Consider the following 13,344-nt stretch of genomic DNA (forward strand, 5'->3'; position numbering starts at 1 on the left):
ATGTTTACTCTTTTCGGTAGGTTATTGAATTATTAGGGTTAGGGTGTGGGAAAGGGATAGAAAAAATTTGTAATTACATTACCTGCTTTCTCTATCCCTCATTCTTTGCAAATGTTTACCGTAATGCTCCAAAGCCTTGCATATATAATCTTGCCTTTTCTCAGGTGCAACAGATTTTGGAATATACTTTTCAAGCGTCTTATGTGGAATTATGAGCCTTTCCTGTTGATTTGGTTTCAATTCACACATAACCTCAAGAATAGTATCGCTGTTTAGTTCTCCGTCATTAAACATCTTGTGCATACGAATAGCCTGTGCGTGAGACGGAGTACAACATTCGCTTTCTATTGCTTCCAACAAATCTTGCTGACATTCCTTATCAAGAAATGATATTTCAACAGCCGGTAACATTTTCATTTTACCCTCGTCAACCATTTGCAACAGTTCGGGGATAAGATAGGTAAGGCGAATATATCTAAAGACTTGTCTTGTACTTTCGCCTGTGTTTTCTGCAATTATTTGAGCAGAATTTAACTTTGTGCCAACTTGGCATAAAGTTAAATCGTTTCTTTTACCTTGTCTATTCATCGCATCCAATTTCATTTTGTATGCAAACGCCTTTTCGCTAGGCAAAATGTTTTCTCTTTGGATATTGCTGTCAACCATAATAACGGTTGCGGCGTCATCGTCCAAATTTGAAACGATACAACGCAATGTGCTTTTACCGGCTATCTCACTTGCAAATTTTCGTCTGTGTCCTGAGATAATTTCATAATCACCGTTATTTTTCTCACGAACAATGGCAGGAACCAACACTCCATTTTCAGAAACACTTTCAACAAGTTTATTCATTTCTTCATCGTCACGCACTTTAAATGGATGATTCGGAAATGGTACAAGTTTTTCAAGCGGAATATCTTTTATAGTCGGAGTAAGTCCGTTTTCTCGTTCGCTTTGTGATGTAAATAAATCATCGAGCCTGTTCAGACTGAAATCTGTTTTTCTCTTTTCGCTCAAGTTTCAACACCTCCTTTGTAAAGTCCTCATACGCTTTTGCGACCTTACTGTTTTTATCATAAGCGAATATTGATTTACCGCTTATTGCAGTTTCAGCCGCTTTAATACCCATAGGTATCTGCGTATCAAAAATTTTAAGATATTTGCCGTAGTCATTTACGATAGCTTCCTTTGTACTTTTAGAAAGATTAGTTCTGCCATCTACAAGTGTAAGCAAGATACCGTCAATTTTAAGCGATGGGTTAATTTGTCTTTTAACCTTGTCTATGGTTTTAACAAGTTGTGTCATACCTTTAGCTGCAAGAAATTGCGACTGCACAGGAATGATAACCGAATCGGCAGCAACCAAGGCATTAACTGTAAGAACACTCAAAGACGGCATACAGTCTATAACCACATAATCATACGCAGTTTTGATTGAATTTACATAACCTTTCAGCACAGTTTCACGGCTCATTGTGTTGACCAAGCTAAGTTCAAGTGCCGACAAATCAAGGTTAGCCGGAAGCAAATCAATATTCTCTTTATGGTGAAGAATACCGTTTGTGGGATTCTTGTTTCTTTCTTCGATATACTCGACGAGTTTGTCTGCAAGAGTAACCGAAAGTTCGTCTGTATCTCTCCAACCCAAAGCTGTTGTCAAATCACCTTGTGGGTCACAGTCGATAAGCAAAACTTTCTTACCCTCATTTGCAAGACCGACTCCAAGATTTAAGGCGGTTGTAGTTTTTCCTACGCCGCCTTTTTGATTGCATATTGCAATTATTTTTGTTTGTTTCGTTAAAAACACCTCCGTTTTAGTTCTATATATACAAAAAAGCCTGCCGATTTTAACCGACAGGCTTTTAACTATATACAGATGTTTGGTTGTTAATAAATATTGATTTAAAATTATTACAATTTTGGTAAAGGAAAATCAATGAGAAAAGCTTATGTTTTCAAATTAACATAATTCATATTTTAATAAATGTGATATTGAAACTATTATCAACAATAGAATGTCTATCATACTACTGTTTCAATAAACTATTCAAAATATAATATAATTAAGATTATCTATAGTGATATAAATTTTTTCATAAAACATTTCAAATAACACCAAAAATACGTACTACGGTTAAGATTTCGCTTGACAACTATCAATTGATAGTTTATAATAAAATTGAAAAAAGATAGCAAAAAGGAAGTGATTTCATATAGCTAAATTACATAGTTTAAAGTCAGATAAAAAATATATAAAAGACGAGTTACATAAATTGAATAAAACAATTTGTGATGCCAATTTCGACAAAACTAGTCAATTGAAATTTACTGAAAGTGAAAAGAGCACTAATACTTTGCTTGATTTGGAATACGATACTAATGATATAATTGACACATTACTTTCTTTGAAATTAGATAATTATTCAGAAACACTGATGGATAAAAACAATAGCGATCCACCACTTCTCCTTGTTTTTGGGAAATTAATTAACGGCAAAGAAGTTTATATAAAATTAAAAATCAGAGAAAAAACAAAAAATTACATTATTTGTGTTTCTTTCCATTACTCTGAATATAAAATGAATTACCCTTACGCAAATTGAATATCGAAAGGACTGATTTGAATGAAAAGAAATGATAAAGTAAGAATAAAAAAATATTGTCCTATTTGCGATTGTGAACATGAAATAATTATTAACGAAAAAGAATGTATAGCAACTATAAAAGGTGAAGAAATAAAATACATGAAGAAAGTGTATTTTTGTCCAAATGCTGATGAAGCTGAATGCGAATTTTCTGATTCAAAAATTATGGACAGTAATCTTTTAGCTGCAAAAGATGCGTATAGAGTAAAAACCGGACTTTTGACATCATATGACATTAAAGATATTAGAAGCAAATATGGTCTTACACAATCCGAATTTGCTTTATTATTAGATTGTGGCGAAATAACAATAACAAGATACGAAACTAAACAAATTCAAGACAAATGCCATGACGAACAAATGAGATTATTTAGAGATAATCCTAGATATGCTTTTGAATGTTTAAAATCACATAAAGAACTATTTGATTACAAAAAGTATTCCGAATTGAATGATTGCTTTTTAAACATTGTCGAGACTGAAGGTAAAGAAGCTTCAAGCAGAGAATTGTTAAGGACTATATATTCTAAATATGATTCTCCGTCACTTGATAACGGAAATAAAACATTAGATATTGACATACTTGAAGCAATAATATCTTATTTTGCTAGTAAAATTAAATATTTGTACAAAGTCAGGTTGATGAAACTACTGTGGTATACCGACATGATTTTCTATAATAATTATGGAGTCTCTATGACGGGATTAGTATACACACACAAACAATATGGAGCACTACCTATTGGACATCATGAAATTATCGGATTATATAATGTCTATACTGAAGAAGAGTATGATCAAAGCTCTGAAAACTTTCTTACAAGAATATATGATAATAAAAATTTAAACTATAAATTCACCGATGAGGAATTAAAAGTATTAGAATTGGTAAAAGATAAATTCATACAGTATAGTGGTGCTGAAATTGCTGAATATATGCATAAAGAAAAAGCATACATTCATACTAATTTTGGAGATATTATTTCATACGAATGGGCAAAAGATTTAAACAACTAGAAAAGAGGAGCATTTGCTCCTCTTTTTATAATTTTATTCCAAAATGGTTGTACTTGTGATATTGGATAACAAAGTATTCAACCATATTCCACGCCTCAATTCTTTATTATCTATATAAAGAGCAAATATAAAAGCAGGTATGCTATTTTTCAATAACATACCTGCTAATTTCATATTACCACGCTTACGGTTATATCTTTCCATTGATATGGACGAAGATATTGATTTGTTGCGTGTCTAAAGGCTTTTGCCTGCTCAAAACCAATCTTAAAACTAAAAGTAAGATTAGTCCTCCATTTCTGCAATAGCAGCCTGAGCTGCTGCAAGGCGAGCGATAGGCACACGGAATGGTGAGCATGAAACATAGTCAAGACCAATCTTGTGGCAGAATTCAACTGATGTTGGGTCGCCGCCGTGCTCACCGCAGATACCGCAGTGGAGTGATGGACGAGTTGCCTTACCGTTTTTAACTGCCATTTCCATAAGCTGACCAACACCTGTTGTGTCGAGTCTTGCGAATGGGTCGCTTTCAAAGATCTTCTTGTCATAGTAAGCGTTGAGGAACTTACCTGCGTCATCACGGCTGAAACCGTATGTCATCTGAGTAAGGTCGTTTGTACCGAAGCAGAAGAACTCAGCTTCCTTAGCGATGTCAGCTGCTGTAAGAGCTGCACGAGGAATCTCAATCATTGTACCAACTTCGTACTTCATTTCTACGCCTGCTGCTGCGATTTCTGCATCTGCAGTTGCAACAACGATATCCTTAACATACTTGAGTTCCTTAGCGTCACAAGCAAGAGGAATCATAATTTCAGGAGCTACTGTCCAATCAGGATGAGCCTTCTGAACATTGATAGCTGCACGGATAACAGCCTTTGTTTGCATCTTTGCAATTTCAGGATATGTAACTGCAAGACGGAGGCCACGGTGACCCATCATTGGGTTGAACTCGTGAAGAGATGCGATGATAGCCTTAATGTCTTCTACAGACTTGCCCTGAGCCTTTGCAAGCTTTTCGATGTCAGCTTCTTCTGTAGGAACGAACTCGTGAAGAGGTGGGTCCAAGAATCTGATTGTTACAGGACAACCCTCAAGTGCTTCATAAAGAGCCTCGAAGTCGCCTTGCTGATAAGGGAGAATCTTCTCAAGAGCAGCTTCTCTTTCTTCTACTGTGTCTGAGCAAATCATTTCTCTGAATGCAGCGATTCTGTCTTCTTCAAAGAACATATGCTCTGTACGGCAAAGACCGATACCCTCAGCGCCAAGCTCTCTTGCCTTCTTAGCGTCAGCAGGAGTATCAGCGTTTGTGCGAACCTTAAGCTTTCTGAACTCGTCAGCCCAAGCCATAATTCTGCCGAATTCGCCTGCGATTTGAGCATCGGCTGTTTCGATAATACCATCATAGATATTACCTGTTGAGCCGTCGATTGAAATGTAATCACCTTCGTGGAATTCCTTGCCACCAAGTGTGAACTTCTTGTTTTCTTCATCCATGTTGATGTCGCCGCAACCTGATACACAGCAAGTACCCATACCACGAGCAACAACGGCAGCGTGAGATGTCATACCGCCACGAACTGTGAGGATACCCTGAGCAGCTTTCATACCTGTGATGTCTTCAGGTGAAGTCTCAAGACGAACAAGGATAACCTTTTCGCCTCTTTCGTTCCAAACTTCTGCATCTTCAGCTGTGAATACAACCTTACCGCAAGCAGCACCAGGAGAAGCGCCGAGACCCTTACCCATTGGAGTAGCAGCCTTGAGAGCAGCAGCGTCAAACTGTGGGTGGAGAAGTGTGTCGAGGTTACGAGGGTCAATCATAGCAACTGCTTCTGCAGGAGTCTTGTGGCCTTCGTCAACGAGATCGCAAGCGATCTTAAGAGCAGCAGGAGCTGTTCTCTTACCGTTACGACACTGAAGCATATAGAGCTTCTTGTTTTCTACTGTGAATTCCATATCCTGCATATCATGGTAGTGATTCTCAAGAGTTTCGCAAACCTTGATGAACTCAGCGTATGCTTCAGGGAATTCTTTTTCCATCTGAGCGATTGGCATTGGTGTACGAACACCGGCAACTACGTCCTCGCCCTGTGCGTTGATAAGGAATTCACCCATCAACTTATTTTCACCGGTTGCAGGGTCACGAGTGAAAGCAACACCTGTACCTGATTGATTGTTAAGGTTACCGAATACCATAGGCATTACGTTAACTGCAGTACCCCATGAATATGGAATATCGTTATCTCTACGATAAACATTTGCACGAGGGTTGTCCCATGAACGGAATACAGCTTCGATAGCAAGCTTGAGCTGTTCAACAGGGTCTGAAGGGAAGTCTGAACCGAGTTGCTTCTTGTACTCAGCCTTGAACTGTGTTGCAAGTTCCTTAAGGTCAGCAGCAGTAAGTTCTACGTCATACTGAACGCCTTTTTCTTCCTTCATCTTGTCGATAAGTTGTTCAAAATACTTCTTACCAACTTCCATAACTACATCAGAGAACATCTGGATGAATCTTCTGTATGAGTCATATACGAAACGCTCGAAAGCAGGGTCATCGTTGCCTGCGATCATTGTTGCAACTACTTCGTCGTTAAGACCAAGGTTGAGGATAGTATCCATCATACCAGGCATTGATGCTCTTGCACCTGAACGAACAGAAACGAGGAGAGGATTTTGCTTATCACCGAACTTCTTGCCGTTGATTTCTTCCATCTTCTTAACGCCGTCCATAACCTGAGCCATGATTTCGTCATTAATTTTACGACCATCTTCGTAATACTGTGTACAAGCCTCTGTTGTAACAGTGAAGCCCTGTGGTACAGGAAGACCGATCTTGGTCATCTCTGCAAGGTTTGCACCCTTACCACCAAGCAAATTACGCATGGTCATGTCGCCTTCTTCAAACATGTATACCCATTTGTTTGACATTTGAGTTACCTCCTAAAATATTAAATACATTGTTGTTTATTCTGCGGAAAATACGACAACGCAGAATAATCCGATAAAAGTATAACATAGAACAACAGCAATTTCAAACATTTTTTTGAATATTTAAGGAATAATTATAAATATACTATAAAACGGTTGAAAATTCGGTGGAAAAGGTGCATAATATAGCCAACTGATAATTATTATTACTATCGAAAGAGGATAAACTATATGAAATGTGCAATCATACTTGCAGGCGGCAAGGGAACAAGAATGAAAACGGACGCACCAAAGGTTATGTGCGAAGTTATATTTGAACCGATGATTAAATATGTTGTTGACGCCGTAAAGGAGGCAGGCGCTGAAGATGTCTGCGTTATCACGGGATACAGGCACGACATTGTTGAGGGCTGGCTTGCAAACTACGACAGCAACATCAAAACAGCGCTTCAAGAGCCACAGCTCGGCACGGGACATGCTGTTATGCAGGCAAGAGAATTCATCTCTGCCCACAAGGATGACGACATTTTGATTCTTAACGGTGACGGTCCGCTTATGGATGCCGAAACAATGAACAAGGCATACGAATACCACAAGGAAAACGGCAACGCAATCACCCTCATTTCTGCAATTGTTGAGGACACAAACGGAATCGGTCACATCAAGCGTGACGAAAACGGCGTGCTTGAGCGTATCATTGAGCACAAGGACGCAAACGAGGAGCAGAAAAAAATCAACGAATCAAATGCGGGAACATATTGGTTCAAGGGAAGCGAACTTCTCTATGCGCTTGACCACATTACAAACGAAAACGCACAAAACGAATACTATCTCACCGACAGCCTTGAAATCCTCATCAAAAAGGGCGAGAACGCAGGCGCATACATCTGCGAGAACAACGAAACCGTTTTAGGCGCAAACGACAGAAAACAGCTCAACATTCTCAACAACATTATGAGAAGAAACATCAACGACAACCATATGACAAACGGTGTTGACATTCCTTGCACAGACGGTGTTATGATTGGCAAGGATGTAAAAATCGGCTCATCAACAAGAATTTTGCCAAACACAATCATCATCGGCAACACTGTAATCGGTGACAACTGCGTTATCGGTCCGAACACATGGATTGACAACTCAAACATCGGCAACGATGTTGTTCTTGACAACTGCAAAATCACCGATTCGGCAATCGAGGACGGTGTTGACTGCGGTCCGTTTGTTAAGGTAAGGGCAAACAGCGTGCTCAAAAAGGGCGTGCACATCGGCAACTTTGTTGAAGTTAAAAATTCTGTTGTCGGCGAGGGCACAAAGAGTGCTCACCTCACCTACATCGGCGACAGCGATGTGGGAAGCAATGTAAACTTCGGCTGTGGCACAGTAACCTGCAACTATGACGGCAAGGTTAAATCAAGATGCGAAATCGGTGACGGAGCGTTCATCGGTTGCAACACAAACCTTATCGCTCCCGTTAAGGTGGGCGAAATGGCATACATTGCGGCAGGCTCAACAATCACCGACAACATCCCTGACGAAGCACTTTCTATTGCAAGAGCAAGACAAGTGAACAAAGAGGGCTGGGTAGCCGAGAAAAAGCCATACAAAAATCAGAAATAATCAAAGGCACTTTGTGATGAAAAATAAAAGAAACAGAAAAATTCTTGCGGTTTTGCTTGTGATCACCGTGATTGTCTGCACAGTTACAGGCTGTACGGCAGACGGTGGCAAAGAGGAGGAAACGAGCGAAACAACAACCACGACTACAACCAAACCTACCACAACGGAGGATTTGGAAACAACATTCAGAGAAAGCAACACTATGAAAGTTTATCCCGGCTTGTCGAAAGACAGCGAGGGCGACTATCCGTATGAGCTTGCAACATACACTTCTTATTACCGTTCGAGTGACGAAACAAGAACGGCAAACCTCAAGGCGGCAGTCGGCAAGCTGAACAACATCAAAATTCCTGACGATGCGGTGTTCTCGTTCAACCAAACGGTCGGCAAGCGAACAATCACGGCAGGCTACGAAACCGCAAAGGTCATCAACGGCGGCGAATTTGTTGACGGACTCGGCGGCGGTGTTTGTCAAGTCAGCTCCACCCTGTTTGAGTGCGTGCTCCGTGCAAATGTTGAAATTGTGTACAGAACAAATCATTCGCTTGAAATCGGATATGTTCCGCTCGGCGGAGATGCCACGGTGCAATGGAACAGCAAGGACTTCAAGTTCAAAAACAATCTTGGCTGTGATGTCAGAATAAAGATGACTTGCGAGGGCGGAAAGCTCACTTGCAAGCTCTACGGCAAGAAAGATGTGAAGCCGAACAATGTGAAAATCAACATCAAAAAAGACGGCGAGCAATACATCCTGACAAGAACGGTTGACGGCAAGCAAAACTACCGAACCATCAGCAAATACAGCAAGCCGAAACCGACCACAACCAAAAAGAGTGACAAGAACAAGAAAGACAAAAAAGACAAAAAAACCACAACTAAAAAGTCATAAGAAAAACCGTAAGCGAAAACGCTTACGGTTTTTTTAACCCCTCCGTCTGCATATAAAATGCAGACACCTCCCCTTGCAACAAGGGGAGGCATATAATGTATATTATTTAGAAGTCTTTGCTTTGATGTTTGACCACGGACCGTAATATGTTTTGCCGCCTGCCTTTTTGTAGGCTCTGATTCTTACATAATACTTTCTGCCCTTGGTGAAGTTTTTGCCTGTGTAGGTAACCTTTGACCTGCCTTTTGTGGTTGTCTTTGCAACAACTTTCTTGAACTTCTTGTCCTTTGCCCAATAAATTTGGTAGCCTGTTGCAGAAGTTGAGCACTTGTTCCATTTTGCCTTAATCTTGTGACCGCTCTGTGCAGTAAGGCTTGTGAGTTTAACCTTTGCCGGGGTGTAGTTCTTTGTTGTGGTTGTCGGAGCAGTTGTTGTTGCGGAATCATCATTCGGCATATTGTTGAAAACAGGAATGTAGAATGTGTGAGCACTGTTGAGAAGTCCTGCATTTGCATATCCGCTGTAAAGATGATAGCCCTCACTTGCCGCACCGCTGACATTTGTCATATACTCGTGTCTGTACAAACTGCCAGACTGAGCATTGACATTGTACTTTTGCAAATACATTGTGAACTGATATGTAAGATAGCCGTTTGCAATGTACTTTGCACCGTAATAAATAGCCTTGTTAGGGTCTGTCCACGGTCTGCCGTAATTGCCCATATAGGTTGTGTTTACATCCGATTTGAGAATGTAGCCGATTTCCTTATCGTCATACTTGCCGTTTGGAAGTTCGTTATAAAGAGTAACTCTGTAATAGTCGCCGTCCTCTTTGATATATACCATTCGCTGACCGCTTGAAACGGTAACAATCGGATTGGCAGAAGCGTTTGGAGCGTCAAAAAGCACGGTGTCCTTGTTTGCCTTTAAAAATCCTGCCGCCCAAGCAAGACCGTCCATAGCGGTTGTGTAAGCACCGATATTAAAATAGTTGAAAATGCCCTGAAACGGTGCTCTTGTTCCGCAAACAGCAGTTGCGGAATATGTTGCTCCGCCGTTTTCCTGACGGATTTTTGCAGCGATATAGTTTGCACTCAAATTCGTGTCGTTTGAAGCCTTAATCATTGCATCGGCATATGTATTCACTTCTGTGACCGTTTTGCTGACACCTTGAGTGTCAAAATAATTTATCTTGCTGTTTGCCATCCAAGTGTTTTTGAGAATAGCGTTTACACTTGAAACAGACTGAACGGCGTCGCTCTTTCTGATGCTTTCAAACTGAAAAACATATTTTTCATTAAGCCAATTGCGAGGGTCGAGATAAGCTCTGAGATTTTCCTCCGTTGTAGGTGTTCCCGACAATTCGCCTTTGACAGCGTCATCAAAATCAAGACCTGTTTTAAACGCAACAAATTTCCAATTCGGGTGAGCCTTTTGCAAGCTTGCCAAATCCTCAATATATGATTCAGGGAAGCCCTGTGCTCTCAAATTATCTTCAACTGTTCCTGCCTGAGCAACCGTGCCGACAGCGACGCTTGAAACAAACATTACAGCCGACAGCACAAGCGAAATAAACTTTTTCATTTTGTACCTCCTGTGTAGCACATTCAAATTATTACAATTTGTAACTTTATGCCTATATATTATCACAGATTGTAAAAAAACGCAACACACTAAATTTTGTTATCAATGGAAATTGAGCGCAAGATGTGGTATAATACATATTATAAAGGAAGTGACGCTATGTTTGATGTTGCAATCATCGGCAGTGGACCTGCCGGAATTTCATCTGCAATCAACTGCAAAATCAGGAACAAATCCATTGTGCTGTTCGGTCAAAACGAGCTTTCGCACAAGGTGGAAATATCGGAAAAAATCAACAACTATCCGGGTTTTCCGAATATTTCAGGCAAAGAGCTGAATGCAAAAATGCGTGAACACCTCGACTCGATGGGGATTGAAATCACCGAGGAACGAATCACGGGCATATATAATATGAAAGGCAAATTCACCCTGCTTGCAAACCGCAAAATGTTTGAAGCGAGGTCTGTCATTCTCTGCCTCGGTGCGGAAACAATCAAGCCGTTGCCGAATGAACGAGATCTTCTCGGCAGGGGCGTGAGCTACTGCGCAACCTGTGACGGAATGTTGTACAAAGACAAAAAAATCGCCGTGTTCTGCGACAATGCAGACGGCGAGGAAGAAGTTGAATATTTGAGCGACCTTGCAAACGAGGTCTACTATTCGCACAAGTTCACATCGAAAATTGACAAGGAGAATGTTACGCATCTTAAATCAAGAATTACTGCGGTTATCGGTGACGGCAAGGTGTCGGGCATTGAGCTTGCAGACGGTTCAAAGCTTGATGTTGACGGCGTATTTTTCATCAAACAGGCTGTTTCTGCGGATGTTCTGCTGAACAAACTTGAGGTGCAAAACGGCAGTATTATTGTGGACAAAAATATGAAAACGAGCATTGACGGATGCTTTGCCGCAGGCGACTGCACAGGCACTCCGTACCAAATTGCAAAGGCGGTCGGCGAGGGAAACATTGCCGCCCACAGCGCCGTAAAATACTTGAGTGCGCAGAACAATCAGTCTTAAACATTTATACAACCAAATCAAAAACGCTTCGTCCGCAGATGTGGAACGAAGCGTTTTGTTTTATTTATCAGCAGAACATAATAATCAATTTTGATGCGATTACTACGCTGATGAGGGCAACAGGATAAGTTGCCGCATAAGCCGAAGCAACATCCTCCGAGCCTGCAACGCTGATGAGCGTGCCGAGCGCCGGGGTACTTGTCATGCCGCCGGTGATTGAGCCGAGGTTGTTGAGAAGCGGCATTTTAAGAACGAATTTTGCAAACACATAGCCGATGACCATCGGAACGAGTGTAAGCAACGCACCGTAGAGGAAATAGACAGGCTCAAAATACTGCACGAATTTTGCACCGCCCGATACACCTGCACCGATGAGGAACATCATCAAGCCAAGCTCTCTTGATGTGCGGAGAACCGACTGTTCGGGCATAATGCTGATTTTGCCGATTCTGCCGAAGTGGCCAAACACGAGAGCAACCAAAATGCAACCGCCCGTTGTGGTGAGCGAAAAGCCCTTGAACTTGATTGAGCCGAGCATAACGCCCAAAATTGCTGCGAGTGAAAACGGAGTAAATCCGAGTTCGTCAAGCAAAATAATTTTTTTGTCATCTTTCTTTTTTGATGACTCGCTTGCCTCAACAGAGATTTTTTTGAGTTCCTCTGCCATATCTGCCTTTGTGATTTTCGGAATAATCTGAACGAAAAGAACAACGCCGATTACACCAAAAAGATAAGCTATTGCATAGCCTGCCGAAACAGCGTCCTCATAGTGAGCGCCCATTTCGGCAACCGCCTCTTTTGAAGCGGAGAACGCCGGGGTTGAAGTCAACGCACCCGCAAACAAGCCGACCATGGTTGACTTGAAAGTTTCGTGGTCAACAGATGTGAACTTGCCGCCGATGAGCACACAAAGTGCGCACATAAGCGAAGCGGAAGCAATAATCACAATTCCCAAAAGAACATAGGACTTAAAATTCTTTTTCATATTTCTGAAAAACTTTGGTCCTGCGATGAAGCCGACCGAAGTGACGAAGAAAATAAGTCCGAGATTTTCTACAATTTTAAGAGCTTCTTTGGTAAACGAAACCGCCTCATCGCCTACCATAAGCTGGTCGTCAAGAACAGGGAACAAAAAAGCACCGAACAGCAAGGCAACGATGAAAACGCCTGCTGTGCCGAGATTTACTCCCTTGATGGTAATTCTGCCGAGAGTGTAGCCAACTGCCGCAATAGCCAGCACACTAAAGGTTAAAAACGCTACGCCCGTAACGGACACAATACCGAAATCCATAATTTCTCCTTGTAAATTAAATCATAAGTCGCACACAAGCTACGACATTTTGTTGCTAAACCTCTGACATATAATAGTACAGGTATTAATTAGACTGTTGAGAAAGGTTCTGAATTTCGTTTTCTTGCGAAGGAAGATGTACGATGGTACCTCGACTGAGCAAAAAACGAAAAACGCCAAAAATGCTGTAAGTTCGATACTTACAGCATTTTTAAAACCCCACCGTCAACACTTCGTGTTGCCACCTTTACTGCGTAGACGCCCCCTTTTGTCTGCGTTGCAGACATTTCCCCCGATTAACGGGGGAATCACCTTTTAAAAAGAGGAGGCATAATTTGGATATTATATTT

General features: G+C 41.1%; 10 protein-coding genes. 5 read left to right on the forward strand and 5 right to left on the reverse strand.

The window, feature by feature from the left end; genetic code table 11:
• Nucleotides 1–78: 78 nt before the first annotated feature.
• Both Q0E03_RS03690 and Q0E03_RS03695 read right to left on the reverse strand, forming a co-directional pair.
• Entirely contained in the window at nt 79–1,017 is a 939-nt protein-coding gene (locus Q0E03_RS03690; RefSeq protein WP_297129662.1) for a ParB/RepB/Spo0J family partition protein, read from the reverse strand.
• Nucleotides 971–1,807: a ParA family protein gene (locus Q0E03_RS03695; RefSeq protein WP_297129664.1), complete on the reverse strand. Its 837-nt coding sequence runs from the start codon at nt 1,805–1,807 to the stop codon at nt 971–973. The genes Q0E03_RS03690 and Q0E03_RS03695 overlap by 47 nt, the downstream gene beginning before the upstream one ends.
• A 466-nt stretch (nt 1,808–2,273) precedes the next feature.
• Between Q0E03_RS03695 and Q0E03_RS03700 the strand changes: the two genes are divergently transcribed.
• Both Q0E03_RS03700 and Q0E03_RS03705 read left to right on the forward strand, forming a co-directional pair.
• Nucleotides 2,274–2,603 (forward strand): hypothetical protein, encoded by a 330-nt coding sequence (locus tag Q0E03_RS03700; RefSeq protein WP_297129666.1) that lies wholly within the window; start codon nt 2,274–2,276, stop codon nt 2,601–2,603.
• 21 nt (nt 2,604–2,624) lie between these two features.
• Nucleotides 2,625–3,662, forward strand: a complete 1,038-nt coding sequence (locus tag Q0E03_RS03705) for a type II TA system antitoxin MqsA family protein (RefSeq protein ID WP_297129668.1) — start codon at nt 2,625–2,627, stop codon at nt 3,660–3,662.
• A gap of 285 nt (nt 3,663–3,947) precedes the next feature.
• On the opposite strand, the gene ppdK is transcribed toward Q0E03_RS03705, so the two are convergent.
• Nucleotides 3,948–6,590: a pyruvate, phosphate dikinase gene (ppdK, locus tag Q0E03_RS03710; RefSeq protein WP_297129670.1), complete on the reverse strand. Its 2,643-nt coding sequence runs from the start codon at nt 6,588–6,590 to the stop codon at nt 3,948–3,950.
• Between the two features lie 231 nt (nt 6,591–6,821).
• On the opposite strand from ppdK, the gene glmU reads away from it, so the two are divergent.
• Together glmU and Q0E03_RS03720 are read left to right on the forward strand one after the other, a co-directional pair.
• Nucleotides 6,822–8,210: a bifunctional UDP-N-acetylglucosamine diphosphorylase/glucosamine-1-phosphate N-acetyltransferase GlmU gene (gene glmU, locus Q0E03_RS03715; RefSeq protein WP_294835943.1), complete on the forward strand. Its 1,389-nt coding sequence runs from the start codon at nt 6,822–6,824 to the stop codon at nt 8,208–8,210.
• Nucleotides 8,211–8,226: 16 nt separating this feature from the next.
• Nucleotides 8,227–9,099 (forward strand): VanW family protein, encoded by an 873-nt coding sequence (locus Q0E03_RS03720; RefSeq protein ID WP_297129672.1) that lies wholly within the window; start codon nt 8,227–8,229, stop codon nt 9,097–9,099.
• 102 nt (nt 9,100–9,201) lie between these two features.
• On the opposite strand, the gene Q0E03_RS03725 is transcribed toward Q0E03_RS03720, so the two are convergent.
• Entirely contained in the window at nt 9,202–10,683 is a 1,482-nt protein-coding gene (locus tag Q0E03_RS03725) for a fibronectin type III domain-containing protein (RefSeq protein ID WP_297129673.1), read from the reverse strand.
• Nucleotides 10,684–10,788: 105 nt separating this feature from the next.
• Here Q0E03_RS03725 and Q0E03_RS03730 point away from each other — a divergent pair, with 105 nt between their 5' ends.
• On the forward strand, nt 10,789–11,703 hold the full coding sequence (locus tag Q0E03_RS03730; protein WP_297129674.1) for an NAD(P)/FAD-dependent oxidoreductase: 915 nt from the start codon (nt 10,789–10,791) through the stop codon (nt 11,701–11,703).
• A gap of 67 nt (nt 11,704–11,770) precedes the next feature.
• Here Q0E03_RS03730 and Q0E03_RS03735 read toward each other — a convergent pair whose 3' ends face one another.
• A complete protein-coding gene (locus Q0E03_RS03735) occupies nt 11,771–12,994 on the reverse strand; it encodes a permease (RefSeq protein ID WP_294835952.1) in 1,224 nt (407 codons plus the stop codon).
• Nucleotides 12,995–13,344 lie beyond the last annotated feature (350 nt).

The organism is uncultured Eubacterium sp., from assembly GCF_934525195.1.
Lineage (GTDB): Bacteria > Bacillota > Clostridia > Oscillospirales > Acutalibacteraceae > Eubacterium_R.

Excerpts from the sequence above, each read along its gene's own strand:
- Q0E03_RS03705 (WP_297129668.1), top strand. The coding sequence starts at position 2,625 with ATGAAAAGAAATGATAAAGTAAGAATAAAAAAATATTGTCCTATTTGC.
- ppdK (WP_297129670.1), bottom strand. The coding sequence starts at position 6,590 with ATGTCAAACAAATGGGTATACATGTTTGAAGAAGGCGACATGACCATG.
- glmU (WP_294835943.1), top strand. The coding sequence starts at position 6,822 with ATGAAATGTGCAATCATACTTGCAGGCGGCAAGGGAACAAGAATGAAA.
- Q0E03_RS03720 (WP_297129672.1), top strand. The coding sequence starts at position 8,227 with ATGAAAAATAAAAGAAACAGAAAAATTCTTGCGGTTTTGCTTGTGATC.
- Q0E03_RS03725 (WP_297129673.1), bottom strand. The coding sequence starts at position 10,683 with ATGAAAAAGTTTATTTCGCTTGTGCTGTCGGCTGTAATGTTTGTTTCA.
- Q0E03_RS03730 (WP_297129674.1), top strand. The coding sequence starts at position 10,789 with ATGGAAATTGAGCGCAAGATGTGGTATAATACATATTATAAAGGAAGT.
- Q0E03_RS03735 (WP_294835952.1), bottom strand. The coding sequence starts at position 12,994 with ATGGATTTCGGTATTGTGTCCGTTACGGGCGTAGCGTTTTTAACCTTT.